At 69.5% G+C, this 15,947-nt stretch carries 15 protein-coding genes and 2 pseudogenes; 7 read left to right on the forward strand and 10 right to left on the reverse strand.

All coding sequences use genetic code 11. The features are described from left to right. The 5 genes from AC3WRI_RS24705 to AC3WRI_RS24725 all read right to left on the reverse strand — a co-directional run. On the reverse strand, positions 1-864 hold an 864-nt coding region (locus AC3WRI_RS24705; RefSeq protein ID WP_492294268.1), incomplete at its 3' end, for a DMT family transporter. 353 nt (positions 865-1,217) lie between these two features. Beyond that, a complete protein-coding gene (locus AC3WRI_RS24710; RefSeq protein ID WP_010811188.1) occupies positions 1,218-2,081 on the reverse strand; it encodes an NAD-dependent protein deacetylase in 864 nt (287 codons plus the stop codon). Continuing rightward, positions 2,078-2,260 carry an oxidoreductase-like domain-containing protein gene (locus AC3WRI_RS24715; RefSeq protein WP_338031253.1) on the reverse strand — a complete coding sequence of 61 codons (183 nt, stop codon included), beginning with the start codon at positions 2,258-2,260 and terminating at the stop codon, positions 2,078-2,080. The genes AC3WRI_RS24710 and AC3WRI_RS24715 overlap by 4 nt, the downstream gene beginning before the upstream one ends. Positions 2,261-2,358: 98 nt before the next feature. Continuing rightward, entirely contained in the window at positions 2,359-2,685 is a 327-nt protein-coding gene (locus tag AC3WRI_RS24720; protein WP_010811186.1) for a hypothetical protein, read from the reverse strand. 45 nt (positions 2,686-2,730) lie between these two features. Continuing rightward, positions 2,731-2,967 (reverse strand): hypothetical protein, encoded by a 237-nt coding sequence (locus AC3WRI_RS24725; protein ID WP_010811185.1) that lies wholly within the window; start codon positions 2,965-2,967, stop codon positions 2,731-2,733. Between the two features lie 224 nt (positions 2,968-3,191). Between AC3WRI_RS24725 and AC3WRI_RS24730 the strand changes: the two genes are divergently transcribed. The 4 genes and pseudogenes from AC3WRI_RS24730 to AC3WRI_RS24745 all read left to right on the forward strand — a co-directional run bounded on the left by AC3WRI_RS24730 (position 3,192) and on the right by AC3WRI_RS24745 (position 7,087). Next, the gene (locus AC3WRI_RS24730) at positions 3,192-5,486 is read left to right on the forward strand and encodes a patatin-like phospholipase family protein (protein ID WP_011617946.1); all 2,295 of its coding nucleotides are present in this window, start codon (positions 3,192-3,194) and stop codon (positions 5,484-5,486) included. 232 nt (positions 5,487-5,718) lie between these two features. Beyond that, a pseudogene (locus tag AC3WRI_RS24735) lies at positions 5,719-5,844 on the forward strand (YeeE/YedE family protein); the annotation flags it as partial. Between the two features lie 3 nt (positions 5,845-5,847). Continuing rightward, positions 5,848-6,061, forward strand: a pseudogene (locus tag AC3WRI_RS24740) (DUF6691 family protein); the annotation flags it as partial. 177 nt (positions 6,062-6,238) lie between these two features. Beyond that, positions 6,239-7,087, forward strand: coding sequence for an IclR family transcriptional regulator domain-containing protein (locus AC3WRI_RS24745; RefSeq protein WP_010811182.1), 849 nt, complete (start codon positions 6,239-6,241; stop codon positions 7,085-7,087). Between the two features lie 77 nt (positions 7,088-7,164). Here AC3WRI_RS24745 and AC3WRI_RS24750 read toward each other — a convergent pair whose 3' ends face one another. Both AC3WRI_RS24750 and AC3WRI_RS24755 read right to left on the reverse strand, forming a co-directional pair. Then, positions 7,165-7,938 carry a flagellar brake protein gene (locus AC3WRI_RS24750; protein ID WP_037025021.1) on the reverse strand — a complete coding sequence of 258 codons (774 nt, stop codon included), beginning with the start codon at positions 7,936-7,938 and terminating at the stop codon, positions 7,165-7,167. Positions 7,939-8,097: 159 nt separating this feature from the next. Further along, the gene (locus tag AC3WRI_RS24755; protein WP_010811180.1) at positions 8,098-8,991 is read right to left on the reverse strand and encodes a LysR substrate-binding domain-containing protein; all 894 of its coding nucleotides are present in this window, start codon (positions 8,989-8,991) and stop codon (positions 8,098-8,100) included. Positions 8,992-9,123: 132 nt separating this feature from the next. Between AC3WRI_RS24755 and AC3WRI_RS24760 the strand changes: the two genes are divergently transcribed. Beyond that, complete coding sequence (locus AC3WRI_RS24760; RefSeq protein ID WP_041688256.1) at positions 9,124-9,747, forward strand: LysE family transporter; 624 nt, start codon at positions 9,124-9,126, stop codon at positions 9,745-9,747. Here the strand turns inward: AC3WRI_RS24760 and thpR are convergent. Genes thpR through AC3WRI_RS24775 form a run of 3 tightly spaced genes read right to left on the reverse strand, consistent with a single transcriptional unit; the run spans position 9,731 to position 12,298 of the window. Then, a complete protein-coding gene (gene thpR, locus AC3WRI_RS24765) occupies positions 9,731-10,300 on the reverse strand; it encodes an RNA 2',3'-cyclic phosphodiesterase (RefSeq protein ID WP_010811178.1) in 570 nt (189 codons plus the stop codon). The two genes, AC3WRI_RS24760 and thpR, sit on opposite strands and share 17 nt — an antisense overlap. Positions 10,301-10,319: 19 nt before the next feature. After that, the gene (locus AC3WRI_RS24770; protein ID WP_011617949.1) at positions 10,320-10,820 is read right to left on the reverse strand and encodes a methylated-DNA--[protein]-cysteine S-methyltransferase; all 501 of its coding nucleotides are present in this window, start codon (positions 10,818-10,820) and stop codon (positions 10,320-10,322) included. Then, positions 10,817-12,298, reverse strand: a complete 1,482-nt coding sequence (locus AC3WRI_RS24775; RefSeq protein ID WP_010811176.1) for an AlkA N-terminal domain-containing protein — start codon at positions 12,296-12,298, stop codon at positions 10,817-10,819. Before AC3WRI_RS24775 ends, AC3WRI_RS24770 begins: the two co-directional genes overlap by 4 nt. A 163-nt stretch (positions 12,299-12,461) precedes the next feature. On the opposite strand from AC3WRI_RS24775, the gene AC3WRI_RS24780 reads away from it, so the two are divergent. Continuing rightward, positions 12,462-15,308, forward strand: coding sequence for a M16 family metallopeptidase (locus AC3WRI_RS24780; RefSeq protein ID WP_011617950.1), 2,847 nt, complete (start codon positions 12,462-12,464; stop codon positions 15,306-15,308). 171 nt (positions 15,309-15,479) lie between these two features. Beyond that, on the forward strand, positions 15,480-15,854 hold the full coding sequence (locus AC3WRI_RS24785) for a hypothetical protein (RefSeq protein WP_010811174.1): 375 nt from the start codon (positions 15,480-15,482) through the stop codon (positions 15,852-15,854). The last annotated feature ends 93 nt before the right edge of the window (positions 15,855-15,947 follow it).

Below are 15,947 nucleotides of genomic sequence, written 5' to 3' on the forward strand. Positions count from 1 at the left end.
CGCCAGCACCGCCCCCATCCCCGCCATCGCCAGCGGCGCCATGCGGTTGCCCAGCAGCAGGTAGTCGAGCACCGCCGTGCCCGCCGGCACCAGGTAGAACAGGCTGGTGACGTTGACCAGGTTGCCCGCGCGGATCAGGCGGTAGAACAGCAGCGTCGCGCCGATCGAAATGACCAGCGCCAGCCACAACAGCGGCGCAGCAAAAGCCAGCGAAGCATCGAAGGCGAAGGGCTGGAAAGGCAGGCACAGCAGGCAGGCCGCGAGGCTCACGCCGTATTGCAGCGGCAGCACTTCTGCGGGTGCGCGCGTGATGCGCTTCTGCAGGATGGCGCCGACGGTCGTGCTGGCGAGCGAGGCCAGCGCGCACAGCACGCCTGCCAGCGACAGCCTGGCCAGCAGCAGGCTGTCCGCCACCACCATGGACAGCCCGGCGAGCGCGAGGGCCAGGCCCGCCATGCGAGCGGCGCTGAAGCGCCGCTCGGTCAGCAGCAGCGTCAGCATCGGCTGGGCACCAAGCACGGTGGCGAGCACGCCGGGTGTCATGCCGTGGTCGAGTGCAAGGAAGTAAAAGACGGAGTAGCCGCCGATCAGCAGCAAGCCGGTCAGGGCGGTGTACCGCCACTCGCCGCGCGGCGGCAGCAGGCGGTGCCTGGCCAGGCCGATCGCGCCCAGCACGGCGCAGACCAGCGCGAAGCGCAGCGTCAGCAAGGCGAAGGGCGTGGCGTGGTCTAGGGCCAGCCGGGCGGCGATGGCGCCGCTGCTCCACAGCAGCACGAAGAGGGGCGTGGCCCAGGCGGAAGTGTTGGTGGTGCGTGTGCCGGTGGCGGCGTCGAAATGCGCCGGGCAGTCTTTGTCGGTTGTCATGGATGTCATCTGTCGTCAGCTTGGCAGGCTCCAGCGACGCGCATGCGGCCATGGCACAGCGGCAGCGCGCACAGGCGTGCGGCTGCCGTGCGCACAGGGACACGGATGCGGGACTACCGGAGACGAATGAGGCTGGGGGGCGTGCCCGTCAGCCGCGCGGCGGCGGCGGCGGGTGCGCACCGCCGATGCACGGCGGCGGCGCGACAGATGTGAACGCAGGCTGGCGACGCACGCATGGCAACGCGCGGCCCGGGGGCGCGGCGTTGACGGGGCGTTGGCGGTCTGCGGTCATGGCGGGAATTGAAGACTTCGAAGATGTGGTCTGGCGATGCTATGCCAGTGCGGCCATCGCGTCAACGCGATTCTGTTGTGCGCTGCTCCAGCCGGGACACCAGCGCCTGCAGCGTCGGCGCGCATCCGGCTTCCACCTTCAGCGCCAGCATCGCGTCCGCCCGCGTGGTGCCCAGGTTGAGCGCGGCCACGGGCTTGCCCATCTGTCCGGCCCAGACGCAGAAGCGGTAGCCGGAATAGACCATCAGCGACGAACCGACCACGAGCATGGCATCCGCTGCTTCCAGCGCCGCGCGGGCGGCATCTACCCGCGGGCGCGGCACGGATTCGCCGAAGAACACCACGTCCGGCTTGAGGATGCCGCCGCAGCGCCCGCACTCGGGCACGCGGAACTGCGCGAACAGCGGCGATTCGAAATGCACGTCGCCATCGGCGGCGGGCTCGGCGATCACGTCGCGCAGCGCGGCGTTCTGTGCCAGCAGCCAGTCCTGCAGGCCGGCGCGGTCATGGCGCGTGCCACAGTCCAGGCAGATGGCGCTGGCCAGGCTGCCATGCAGTTCGATCACACCCTCGCTGCCGGCGCGCTGGTGCAGGCCGTCGACATTCTGCGTGACCAGCGCCGTGAGCCGGCCGTGCGCGCCAAGGCGCGACAGCGCATGGTGCGCGGCATTGGGCCGCGCCTGCCACGCCACCGGCCAGCCCAGCATGCTGCGCGCCCAGTAGCGCTGGCGCCCCGCGTGCGAGCCCAGGAAGGCCTGCAGCGTGATCGGCTGCGAGCGCTGCCACTGGCCGCGCGCGTCACGGTAGCCGGGAATGCCGGAATCGGTGCTGATACCCGCGCCGGTCAGCACGAACAGGCGCGGGTGGCGCTGCACGAAATCGAACAGCGCGGACGTCGGGTGCGGGAGTTGCAGCGGCTCGCTCAATTTGCCGGATCCTCGGCATGACGCGCCGCCTGGCGCGCTTCCCAGGCGCGCAGCTCCTCGCGGTAGCGGTCCATTTCCTGGTAGTAGTAGTCGAAGATGCAGGGATCGCAGCCGGAGCCGCAGCACTCGTCATCGCCGGGCCGCTCTGGCGGCACCGGGCGGGGGTCGTCGGGGGACACGGCAGGGGACGCTTGGGACACTGACAGTTCGCGAACAGGCGCGTTGGCGGATCAACCGCCAGTATATTCCCGCCGGCCCCGGCCTGCCGCCGGACCCCTCAGTGGCTGAGCAGCCCTTCGCCGACCGGGATCACCAGCGCCGTGCCCGCCAGGCAGGCGATGTCGTCCTCGGCAAGCCGGCGCGACACCACGCTGGCCAGCCTGGCGCCGATGCGGGCAAGTTCGGCGGCGTCGGCCAGGTAGACGGCGTCGATCACGCTCTGGTCGAACTGCAGGGCCGCGCTCAGGCGGCAGCGTCCGGGCGAGCCGGCCGGCTCGGCCTGCCAGCTGACCTGCACCTGATTGCCGTCGCTGCGGTGGTATTCGGCCGACATCGGAAACAGCCGGCAGGTATGCTCGCGGGCCCACTCGACCAGGGCAGTCATGGCGATTCCCCTTTGGCGGGACAGCGCGTCCGCCGGTACGCCGCGTCAGCGGCTCAGTACATGGTAGAGCCAGTCGTGCGCGCGTGCCGGCACGCCCAGCGCGCTGGCATCGATGCGCCGCCCCTGCACCCGCAGTGTGCCTTCGTGCAGGGCATCAACCGCTGCCTGGGCATCCGGGAACCTCCCCATCACGCCATTGCCCAGCATCAGCATCCAGTCCTTCTCGCGGGGAATGAGCGTGAGCTGTCCCGCTGCGGTCTGGCAAAAGAAATAACCGTACATGCAACCCCCAAGCACCTCGCCTGTGTCCATCTTAGAGCAGGGCACCATGGGGCCGCGTGCCGATCTGCACGCTTCCGAACGGCGTGATGAATTGTTTTTGCACGGCCGCGAGGGGGCGGCCAGAATGCCGCATTTTGCCCGAAGATAGCCGGACCTCCCCGCCCGGCTGATGCCGGGCCGGGCTACTGCCGCCCGTTGCGGCCGACAGCGAACCCCACGGTGCCATGAAGGCAGCCTCATTCCATTGCTTGCACAAACTGCTCGTGCCGGCGGTCCTGGCACTGGCTGCGGGCTCGGTCCTGGCCGCTGAGCCGGCATCCATGCCAACGGCCTCGGGCATCGAGCCGCCCGCAGACCAGGCCGCGGCAGCCACGCCGCAGGTGGCCGCGGGCGCGCGCCCCCGCATCTGCCTGGTGCTCTCGGGCGGCGGCGCGCGCGGCGCGGCCCATATCGGCGTGCTCAAGGTGCTGGAGGCGATGCGCATCCCGGTCGACTGCATCGCAGGCACCAGCATGGGTTCGCTGGTGGGGGGCGCCTATGCCACCGGCATGGCTCCCGCCGAAATGGAGCGGCTGGTCGGCGGCCTGAGCACCGACAGGATCTTCAAGGAACGCCCGCCGCGCCAGGACCTGACCATCCGGCGCAAGCAGGACGATTTCACCAACCTGTTCACGCCCGAGATCGGAGTGCAGGCCAGCGGCCTCTTGCTGCCCAAGGGCGCGGTCTCGGGCGTGCAGTTGGAGACCGTGCTGCGCCAGCTGGCCAAAGTGCCCGGCTACCGGGACTTCGACCAGTTTCCGATTCCCTACCGCGCTGTCGCCACGGACCTGGTGGCAGGCACGCCGGTGGTGTTCAGCCAGGGCGAGCTGGCCAACGTGATGCGCGCCAGCATGTCGGTGCCGGGCGCGGTGGCGCCGGCCGAGTACGAGGGGCGGCTGCTGGTCGACGGCGGCCTGACCGACAACCTGCCGGTGGACGTGGCGCGCAGGATGGGCGCCGATATCGTGATCGCGGTGAACCTGGGCACGCCGCTGATGAGGCGTGAGGAACTGACCTCGATCATCGGCGTGACCGGCCAGATGCTCAATATCCTGACCGAGCAGAACGTGCGTGCGTCGCTGGCCTCGCTGCGGCCCACCGACGTGCTGATCGAGCCGGCGCTGGGCGATTTTTCCGCGACCGACTTCGACCATCTGCCGGCAACTATCCCCATCGGCGAGGCTGCCGCGCGCAAGGTCGCCGACCGCCTCGCGCCGCTGGCGCTGCCGCCGGCGCAATATGCACAACTGCGCGCCAGGCAACAGGCGGTGCAGCCGCCTGACACCCGCCCGGTCGATGAGATCCGGCTGGCGCCGCTGCAGCGCGTCAACCCGGACTACGCCACCGCGGTGATGGAAACCAAGCCCGGGCAGCCGGTCGACCAGGCCACGCTGGACCAGGACATGCGCCGCCTGTTCGGCACCGGCGACTTCGAGCACGTCAACTACGGCATCCTGGAAGAGCCCGGCAAGCGCGTGCTGGCGGTCAATGCGGTGGAAAAATCCTACGGTCCCGACTACCTGCGCTTCGGGCTCGGGCTGAGCTCGGATTTCCGCGGCGATGCCTACTTCAACCTGGTGGGCAGCTACCGGCGCACCTGGCTCAATGCGCTTGGCGCCGAATGGCGCACCGATGCGCAGGTGGGCCAGACCTCGTCGCTGATCAGTGAGTTCTACCAGCCTCTGGATACGCGCCAGTATTTCTTTATCGCGCCGCGCATCGAGCTGGAGCGGCGCCCGGTCAATGTCTTCCAGGGCAGCACGCGCATCGCCACCTATGACCTGCGCCGCTTTGACGTCGCGCTGGACGCGGGCAGCCAGTTCACCAAGTACGGCGAGCTGCGCGTGGGCTTGCAGACCGGCGCGGAACACGCCACGCTGAGCACCGGCCCGGAGTCGCTGTCGCCAGGCCCGGGCAATATCCGGCGCGGCGCCATCACCGGGCGGCTCATCTTCGACCAGCTCGACAGCGTCGACTTCCCGCGCTTCGGCTATGCGGCCCGGTTTCACATCTACGGCTCGCAGCCGGGGCTGGGCGCCGACCAGGCTTATGTCAAGGCGCAGGCGGACGGCATCTATGCCCACTCGTTCGGCGACAACACGGTCTCGCTGGCCTTCAAGGTCGGCAGCAATATCGGCGGCAAGCCGTTGCCGCGCTATGACCTGTTCCAGTGGGGCGGCTTCCTGCAGCAATCCGGTTATGCCACCGGGCAACTGCTGGGCGGCAACCTGCAGTTTGCGCGGCTGGTCTACTACAACAAGCTGGCGCGCCAGACCCTGCTGCAAGGCGTGTACGCAGGCTTTTCGCTGGAGGCGGGCCGCATGGGCGACCCGCTGGTGCCGGGGAGCCCGACCGGGCTGCTCAAGTCCGGCTCGGTCTTCCTGGCGCTGGACAGTCCGCTGGGCCCGCTTTACCTGGCCTATGGCCGCGCCGCCGCAGGCACATACAGCTTTTACCTGTTCCTGGGTAAACCCTTCTGAGCCGGTCAGCATAAGCATCCAGAAAATGTGAGCCGGCCGCACCCTACCAAAGTTGTATGTAATGTCTTAATTCAAATGTCTATACTTTTTACGTCACCAAGACCCCCTCTTGAATGACGACCTTCCCCGGTCGCCGCTCCCCAGCGGCGACATTTTTTTTGGGCGCCCGCCTGGCATGCGGCGCCTATGATCCGCGCCTCGGGCTGCACTGGCGGGCGCTCCGCGCCTTTGCTGCACCAGCGGGCACGGCGTGTGCGGCCTGTCGCGGGGCTCGGTGCGCTCGCTGGCCGCCACGGTGACCTTCATGGCGGCGGGCTTCCTGACGGTGCTGGTGCAGCGCCATTGGCTGGGAGGCTGACCGATGGGCACGCTCTTCTCATTGCTGGCCGGGCTGGTATTCGGCATCGGCCTGATCCTGTCCGGCATGGCCAACCCGACCAAGGTGCCTGGGGTTTCTCGACCTGGCCGGGGCCTGGGACCCGTCGCTCGCCTTTGTCATGGCCGGCGCGATCCTGGTGGGAGTGGTGGCCTTCGCACTGGCGCGCCGGCGCCAGCGCTCCTGGGCGTTGATGCCGTGCAGCATCCGGCCCGCGTGCCATGCGTGCCATGCGTGCCATGCGTGCCATGCGTGCCATGCGGGCGATGCGGGCGATGCGGGCGATGCGCGCATGCAGCAAAGGCTGGCCCCTGGCGGCCAGCCGGTTTAAGATTGCGCGATTATCGGACAACAAGCCCAGACAACACACCTCCCAATGGACGTCCTCCGCCCCCTCGGTCTTGGCCATGCACAGGCCGACACCGTCCGCGTTGCCCGGCCCCAGGCCGACCTGCTCGCCAGTTTTGCCGGCGATCCCAACTTCATGCTGTCGCTGGCGCGCGGGCTGACCGTGCTGGAGGCGTTCTCGGAACGCAAGCGCCCGCTGACGATCTCGCAGGTGGCGCAGCGCACGCAGCTGTCGCGCGCCTCGGTGCGGCGCTGCCTCTATACGCTGGAACAGCTCGGCTACGTCAGCCAGCAGGACGGCCAGTTCGCGCTGCGGCCGCGCGTGCTGCACCTGGGCCACGCGTATTTCTCGTCGACCTCGCTGGTGTCTCTGGCGCAGCCGATCCTGGACAACCTGAGCGCGCGCATCCACGAGACCTGCACGCTGGCGATCCTGGACGGCACCGACATCCTGTACCTGGTGCGCTCCGAAGTGCAGCGGGTGCTGAACTATTCGCTAGGCATGGGCAGCCGCCTGCCGGCCTACTGCACCTCCAACGGCCGGCTGCTGCTGGCGCACCAGCCCGCCACGGTGCTGGACGGCTTCTTCGAGCACGCCGAACTGCGCCCGCGCACGCTGCAGACCAAGGTCTCGCGCCAGGAGCTGGAAGCATGCTTCGAGCGCGCCCGCGAAGTGGACTACGTGATCGTCGATGAGGAGCTGGAACCGGGCCTGCGCGCGATGGCCGTCCCGGTGCGCTCGGCCTCGGGCATCGTGCTGGCGGGGCTGAGCGTGAGCGTGCGCGCCGCGCGTGTCTCTGAAACAGAGATGATCTCGCGGCTGCTGCCGCCGATACGCGAAGCCGCGGCGGCAATTGGCCGGCTGATCGGCTCCTGATTGCCGCTGACTACCCGGGCAGCCGCACGGGATTGAGGTAAGCCGGGTCCGGGTTGCGCGGCCTCGGCACCAGTGCTTCAGCCCCGGTGCGCCAGTTCCAGCGCAAATACCAGCCGCTGCAGGAAGTTCTCCATGCGCCCGTCCGGATGGATGAAGGCGCAGCCGAAATGGTGGATGGCGCTGTCGTCATGGCCCACCAGCCAGTGGCCAACCACCTGCAGGTCCAGCTCAAGCTTGCCCAGTTCGCGGAAGTCCAGCCGGCACTTGCCGACCGTGGTGCCGACCGGCAGGTGCTCTGCCGAGACCGTCTTCGAGCGCAGCCCCACGCCCGACAGCGACAGGTCGGCGATATCGAGCCCCAGCACGGTCTTGTCCGACATGTGGATCTCGCAGCGGTAGCCCCTGGTCACCAGCGTGCGCGCGCGGAAATGGCGGCGGCGCTGGAAGTGGTAGAGCTTCTCGGGGAATTCGACGACGAAGGCCGGGCCTTCCTCATAGCGCATGGCGGCCGGCTGGCCCACCACAAAGTTGACCGGCACGCCGCGCAACAGCCCCGAGAACGCATTTTCATCCGAGGTCATCAGCGACATCCGCTCGGGTTCCGCGTTGCACCAGTCGAACACGAAGGTGCGGTCGACCGGGTCGACGTGCAGGACCGACGTGACGAACTGGTGCCCGGTGCGGGTGCGCACGCTCAGCATGCACTTCTGCCAGGACAGGTCGCGCAGCACGGTGCCGATCTGCGAGTTGTGCGTCAGGCGATAACGGTCATCCGCCGGCTCAATGTCGGATTCGGCGCCGTTATCGGCTGGCCCGGAGGCATCGTGCTGATTCATGGATTCACGCAACATCTGGAGTGGCTGGGATCGCCGGGTACGGGGGCTTCGGCCTGCCGGCCGCGCGCATGTTAAGCGCGTGTCCCGATGCCCGGCAAGACGCATGCTCTCACTTCGGCAGATCTGTGGCAGAACTTGAGCACAGACTTCCGGGGGGTAGCGCGCACGGCGCTTTCAGGCGTCCGGGGGTAAAGGCGGCGGCGCAGCAAGCGTTGCCTGCGCCTCTTCGCGCAACCACGCCAGCAGCACCAGCCGGCGCGTGTCGTGTTCAAACGGCGCGGGCGACAACAAATGATAGGCCGTTCCGTCAGCAACGAAGCCGAACGGCGCGGCCAGCCGGCCATCGGCGATCTCGTCGGCGGCCATCAGCTGCGAGGCCATGGCCCAGCCCAGCCCCGCTGCGGCGGCCTGCAGGCTGAGGTAGAAATGTTCATACCAGGCGTCGCCGTCGCACTGCACGGCGGGGGCGGCATCGCCGCGCACCGCCTGCCAGCGCTGCCATGCCTCGGGCCGCGTGCGCGTATGCAGCCGCGCCGGGACCGTGGCTGCCCCCTGCGCAAGCTGTGGCCGGCACACCGGCCCCACCCGTTCCTGCGCTACCTCGCGCGCGTGCCAGCGCGCATCGAAGGCAAAGTCATTGCGCCGCAGTGCCAGGTCGGCGCCGCTGCGGGTGAAGTCGATCGGCCCGCCCGCAGCCATCAGGTGCAGCGGGATATCGGGATGGCGCGCGGCAAAGCGCGGCAGCCGCGGGATCAGCCAGCGCATGGCGATGGTCGGCTCGCATGACAGCACCAGCGCTCGCCCCGGCGGCTGCGTGCGGATGCGCGCGGCGGCGCCGGCCAGCACCTCCATCGATTGCGTGGACGCCGCAAACAGCGTGCGCCCCGCCTCGGTCAGGAAGACCCCGCGGTTGCGCCGCTCGAACAGCGCCACGCCCAGCGTGTCCTCGAGCTGGCGGATCTGCCGGCTGACCGCGCCATGGGTCAGGTGCAGTTCCTCCGCCGCCCGGACAAAGCTTTCGTGGCGTGCCGCGGCCTCGAAGAATCGGATCCAGCCCAGCCAGTGCATCAGTCAGTTTTTCTCACGTAATTGCGCGAGTATATATCGGTTGTGACGGCGCTTTCCGGCACGCAGAATTGGGTACGCCCGGATCTCCCGATGTGGCGATCTCCGGATAATTACAACGTAACCTGACAGAAAATGCCCCCAATCGCCGAATCCCTGGCGGTCGCCGCCGTGACCGTGCTGGCCGTTGTCAGTCCGGGCCCGGACTTCGCCATGGTGACCCGCAACAGCTACCTGTACGGCCGCCGCGCCGGCCTGCTCAGCGCCCTCGGAATCGCGCTGGGGGTGCAGGTGCATGTGCTCTATACGATGTTCGGGGTGGCGCTGCTGATGGCTCATGCGCACAGCATGCTGACGGTGGTGAAGATGCTGGGGGCGGCCTACCTGGTGTGGATCGGCGTCCAGACCCTGCGCAACCGCGAGGCGCTGGCAGCAGACCTGCAAGGTGCGCGCACGCTGCGGCCGTGGGCGGCGCTGCGCATGGGCTTCCTGACCAATGCGCTGAACCCGAAGACCACGCTGTTCGTGGTCAGCACCTACACCCAGGTGGTCGGTGCGCACACGCCGGTGCCGGTGCAATGGGCTTATGGCGGATTCATGTCGGTGGCGCACCTGGCGTGGTTCAGCCTGGTGGCGTGCGTATTCACCGCGCCGGCGCTGCGCGCGGCGATGCTGCGGCGCCAGCGGCTGCTGGACCGCACCATCGGCTCGGCCTTGTGCGGGCTGGGCGTGGCGCTGGGGCTCAGCAACCTGGCGTAGGGCCAGCCTGCGTCAGTGGCCAGGCCTGGCGCACGAGATGCTGGGGACCTTGCGGGCCGAGCCGGCTTTCGAACAGCACCAGCCGCTGCACGTGCCAGGGCTCGCTGGCCAGCGTGCGGTGCGTGTCGAGCCAGGCGCGCAGCACGCTTTCGGGCACTGACGGCTTGCAGCGCGCCAGCGTCAGGTGCGGATGGAAGCGCCGCCGCTCTGGGGTAATGCCCGCGGCCCCGGCCAGCGCCTGCCCGACATCGGCGTGCAGGGCGCGCAGCGCGTCCAGGCCGGGACCTGGCGCCAGGCCTGCCCACAGCACCGAACCCTGGCCGCTGCGGAAGCGCCCGGTACCGGCCGCCTGAAGCAGGAAGGCAGGCGCGCGGATGCTGTCGAGCGCGGCCTCCAGCGCGGCGCCAGGCACGTTGCACTCACCCAGGAAGTGCAGGGTCAGGTGGACCTGCTCTGGCGCTGCCGGCCGCACACCATGCGCGGGCGGCAGGGTCGCCAGCAGCCTTGCCGCCCGCGCGGGCGGGACTTCCACGGCAATGAACAGGCGCGGCATGGCAGCGCGGCCAGCGCCATCAGCCGGGCGTGGTGCCGACGCCTTCGCGCTGCAGCAAGGCGCGCTTGCGCTCGATGCCGCCGGCGTAGCCGGTCAGCGCGCCGGCGCTGCCCAGCACGCGATGGCAGGGCACGATCACCGACAGCGGGTTGCGTCCCACCGCGCCGCCGACTGCGCGCGCATGCGTGGGCGGCAGGCCCAGGGTGCGGGCCAGTTCGCCGTACGACGCGGTCTCGCCGCAGGGGATGGCCAGCAGCGCCTCCCACACGCGCTGCTGGAACGGGCTGCCGGCAAAGCGCACCGGCACGGTGAAGGTATCGCGGCGGCCGGCGAAATATTCGGCCAGTTCCGACGCGGCGCCGTCGAGCACCGCGGCATCGGCCGGCGACACGTCGCGGCTGTCGGCAATGCCCGCGGGATGGTATTTCTGCCCGGCGAAGAAGAGGCCGGTCAGGTGTGCGCCTTGCACGCGCAGCAGGATGGTGCCGAGCGGGCTGTCGATATGGCGATAGCTGGTCATGTGATCGTCTCCGGTTCGGCCGCGGCGCTGGCCGCGTCCTTCATCGCTTCGTAGCGATGCCACAGGTGGATGGCGGCGTAGGCACGCCACGGTGCCCATTGCGCGGTGCGCTCGTGCATCGCGCGCACGGTACTGACGCCCAGCACCTTGCGCAGCGCATAGTCGGTGCCGGGGAACGCATCGGGCCAGCCCAGCGCGCGCATGGCGACATACTGCGCGGTCCAGTCGCCGATGCCGTCGACCTCGCGCAGCGCCGCCACGGTCAGTTCCGGCTGCGCGTGCGCATCGAGGGCCAGCGTGCCGTTGGCCACGCGCTGCGCCAGCGCCAGCAGCGTGCGCGCCTTGCCCGCCGACACCCCGGCATCGCGCAAGCCTTGCTCTGGCAGTGTGGCAATGGCGGCGGCACTCGGGAACGTGTAGCGCAGGCCGTCCGGGGGCGTGCCGTCCAGCGCCTGTCCCGCGTGCCGCGCCAGCGCGCCCAGGATGCGCCGCGCCTGCACCACCGAGATCACCTGCCCCACCACCGCGCGCACCGCGATCTCGAAGCCATCGACGCTGCCCGGCAGGCGCACGCCCGGCATGGCCTCGGCAAGCTCGCCCAGGTGCCGGTCCACCACGTCCGGGCGGCAGCCCAGGTCGCACAGGCGGCGCACCTTGCCCAGCGCCTGCGGAATGACGCGCGCCAGCGAGGCCGACAACGTCACGCGCAGCACCAGCCGGCGCGGCACGTGTTCGATCCGTACCCAGCCGGTGTGCGTGCTGCCGCCGGCATCCACCAGCAGCGTGCGCATATAGGTGCCGTCCCGGATCGCCTCGATGCCATCCACCGCGCGGGTAGCCAGGAAACGCAGCCATGCCTCCCAGGCAAACGGCGGGCGGTAACCCAGGTCGAACACCAGCCGGTCGGCCACGCCGTCGGCGGCGCGGCGGCGCAGCGCCAGCGGCGTCAGGCCGTAGCGGGTCTTCAGCACATCGTTGAAGCGGCGCACGCTGCCGAAACCCGCCGCCAGCGCCACTTCGGTCACCGGCAGCGCGGTGTCGGCCAGCAAGCGCTTGGCCAGCAGCAGCCGCTGCGTCTGCGCGTACTCAAGCACCGACACGCCGAACTGCGCATCGAACAGGCGCCGCAGGTGCCGCTCGGTCACGCCGATGCGCGCCGCCAGCGTGGCCACGCTGCCTTCGGCCATGAAGCCCTCGTCGATCAGCGTGGCCGCTGCCTGCGCCAGCCGGCCTGAAATATCGGCCAGCCCATGCCCGGGCGCAAGCTCCGGACGGCAGCGCAGGCAGGGGCGGAAGCCATGCTTCTCCGCCGCCGCGGCGCTCTCGTAGAAGGTGCAGTTTTCGCGCTTGGGCGTGCGTACTGCGCACACGGGCCGGCAGTACACGCCGGTCGACGACACGCCCACGAAGAAGCGTCCGTCGAAGCGGCGGTCGTGCGAGGCGACGGCCTTGTAGCAGGTGTCGGGATCGAGGTGCATGACGGCATGCTACCGCTACCGGCAACCGCTTACCCGCTGGATTCGGACATTTCCCTCTGGCGCGCGGGCGTGGGCTGCGGCACAGTTCCTGGCAGGGGCGGCGGCTAGAATGCGCTTCGTGCCTCACCCGCCAACCCACTGCCACCGCCCGCCCGGAGACGCCATGCGCCGCACTGCCCTGCACCTGTCCTTGCTTGCTTCGCTTGCCTGCGCGCCGGCGTTGGCACAGCCGGTGCAGACCGCCCCCACGACGACGCCTGCCATGGCCACGCAGGTGGCATCGGTCGAAGGCATCACCGAATACCGCCTGCCCAACGGCCTGCGCATCGTACTGGCACCGGACGCGGCCAAGGCCACCACGACCGTCAACATCACCTACCTGGTCGGCAGCCGCCATGAGAACTACGGTGAGACCGGCATGGCCCACCTGCTCGAGCACCTGCTGTTCAAGGGCACGCCATCGCTGCCCGGCAAGACCATCCCGACCGAGTTCGCCCGGCGCGGCATGAGCGTGAACGGCACCACCGCGCAGGACCGTACCAACTACTTCGGCACCTTCAGCGCCAACGATGAAAACCTCGACTGGGCGCTGCGCATGGAAGCCGACCGCATGGTCAACAGCGTGATCTCGCGTGCCGACCTGGACAGCGAGATGACGGTGGTGCGCAACGAGATGGAAATGGGCGAGAACAGCCCCGGGCGCATGCTGATGCAGCAGACCATGGCCGCCGCCTACCGCTGGCACAACTACGGCAAGGCCCCGATCGGCGCGCGCAGCGATGTCGAGCACGTCAGCATCGACGGCCTGCGCGCCTTCTATCGCCGCTACTACCAGCCCGACAACGCGGTGCTGGTGGTGGCCGGCAAGTTCGATCCCGCCGCCACGCTGGCACGCATCGAGCGCTACTTCGGGCCAATCCCGCGCCCGACGCGCGTGCTGCCGCCCGAGCATACCGTCGAGCCCGCACAGGAAGGCGCGCGCGAACTGGTAGTGATGCGCCCCGGCGACAACAGCCTGGTCGCCGCGCAATACCACGTCAGCCCGGGTGCGCATCCGGACAGCACGGCACTCTCGCTGCTGACCCTCATCCTCGGCGATACGCCGGGCGGGCGGCTGTACAAGGCACTGGTCGAGCGTGGCCAGGCCGTGTCGGTCGGCACCGCGCTCTATGCGATGAAGGACCCGGGGGCACTGCTGCTCATGGTCGAGACGTCCAAAGACCAGCCGCTCGCGGCTGCGCGCGCCGGGCTGATCACGCAGGTCGAGGGCTTTGCCGAGGCGCCCGTGACCGAGGCCGAGCTGGAACGTGCGCGCGTGCGCATGCGCAACGCGTACGAGCACTACATGAACGATCCCGGCGCGCTCGGCGTGGCGCTGTCCGAGGCCATCGCCAAGGGCGACTGGCGCCTGTTCTTCCTGGCGCGCGACCGCATCGAGACCACCACGCTGGCAGACGTGCAGCGCGTGGCGCTGAACTACCTGCAGGCCTCGAACCGCACCGTGGGCGTGTTCCTTCCCGCCGAGCAGCCGTCGCGCGCGCAGGTGCCGCCGGCGCCCGATGTCACGGCCATGGTCAGCGGCTACCAGGGCAGGCAGGCGATGGCCGCGGTGGCGGCATTCGATCCCAGCCCCGCCAATATCGAGGCCCACACCACGCGCCAGACGCTGGCCAACGGCATGCAGCTGGCGTTGCTGCCCAAGCCGGCGCGCGGTGAAGTGGTGCACGGCGCGCTGGTGCTGCGCATCGGCGACACGCAGAGCCTGCAGGGGCTGACCACGGTGGGCGCGCTGACCGCCTCCATGCTCCGACGCGGCGCGGCTGGCATGGACCGCCAGCAGATCGCCGACCGCATCGAGGCGCTGCGCGCGCGCGTCGGCATCTCTGGCAGCTCTGAGCGCGTGACCGTCAGCTTCGAGACGCGCCGCGCGCACCTGCCGGAACTGCTGGCCCTGCTGCGCGACCTGCTGCGCGCACCGACCTTCCCCGAGGCGGAGTTTGAGACGCTGCGCAAGACCAGCATCGCGGAGATCGAGAGCATCCGGCGCGAGCCGGGCGTGATGGCGTCTAACGCGCTGGGCCGCCATGGCGACCCCTACCCCGCTGGCGACCCGCGCCATGCGCGCACCTTTGCCGAGAACATCGCCGACCTGCAGGCCGCCACCCTGGCGCAGGTGCGCGACTTCCACGCGCGCTTCTATGGCGCGGGCCATGCGCAACTGAGCCTGGTGGGCGACTTCGATGCCGCGGCCGCGGCCGCGCAGGCAGCGCAGCTGTTCGGCGACTGGAGCGCGCAACAGCCCTACGCGCGCGTCGAGCGCCCCTTTGTGCCGATCCCGCCGGCGGAGTTCACGCTGCCCGCGCCGGGCAAGGCCAATGCCATCTACCTGGCCTCCACGCCGATCGACCTGACCAACGACGCGCCGGACTATGCGCTGATGATGATTGCCAACCGCGTGCTCGGCGGCGCCAGCCTGCGCGGCCGCCTGGCTGACCGGCTGCGGCAGCGGGAAGGCCTGAGCTATGGCGCGAGCAGCTGGGTGCAGGTGGGCGCGCTCGACCGCGCGGGACGCTTCGGCCTGCAGGCGCAATACGCACCGCAGAACCTGCCGCGCCTGCAACGCGCCGTGACCGAGGAGCTGGAGCGCTTCGTGCGCGACGGCATCACCGCGCAGGAACTGGCCGAGGCCGTCAGCGGCCTGCTGCAGCAGGGCATGGTCAGCCGCAGCAACGACGCCGCGCTGGCCGGCGCGCTGGCCAACCAGCTCTACCTGGGCCGCACCATGGCCTTCACCGCCGAACTCGAAGAGCGCCTGCGCAACGCCACGCCGGACGCCGTCAACGCGGCCATTCGGCGTTACATGCAGCCAGGCACGCTGTCGCGCGTCTATGCTGGCGACTTCAGCGGCGCACCGGCGCAGGCGGGCGCAACCGGCAGCGGAAGTGGCTCCGGCGCGGCCGGCAGCACAGGCAACGAAGCGGCCGGCGCGGCACCGCAGGCGCAGCCCTGACATACGCAGGAAACAATATTCGGCTGCACTGGCGAAAGGCCGCAGGCGCGGCCAGCGCAACATCGCAGTGGCAAGGCAGGGAGCGCTCGGCAGGCGTCCGGTGCAAGCCCCTTGCCGCGACCCCGGGTTGACTGTATATTCGTACAGTATAAGTCGATATAAGAGGTGTGGATGTCAATCGTGCGAGCTGGCAGCAAGGCAGAAGCGCTCAGGCTTCTGGCCTCGGAAGGTGTGCTGGCGCTTGAGCTGGACTACGAGACAGGATGGCAGGATGCCGTCGAACTCGGCAGGCTCGGAGAAAAGCGCGGTATCAAGGTGCAGTATCGCGGACAAGAAAGCATCGCCGTCCGTTCCCGCGAAGCCCTGATCGAAGGGCTGGCCAAACCCAAGGCCACGTTCCGTCAACGCAATCTCTATTGCCAGTTCGATCTCGGGACGCTGGCGGACCATGAACTGCTCGACCTCGAGGCCAAGGCCACGCGGCTCGGGGACTATATCCTCGCCGGCCACCTGCTGCGCGATGTCGATGGCGTGTGGCCGCAATAAGCGGCTTGCGCGCACGCCGGGCCACTAGAAGAGAAAAAGCCGCCATGCAGGCGGCTTCCGTCATATTGCGCTGAGCACGTTCTTCGTGCCCGA

It is taken from the genome of Cupriavidus sp. FW305-27, assembly GCF_058787995.1.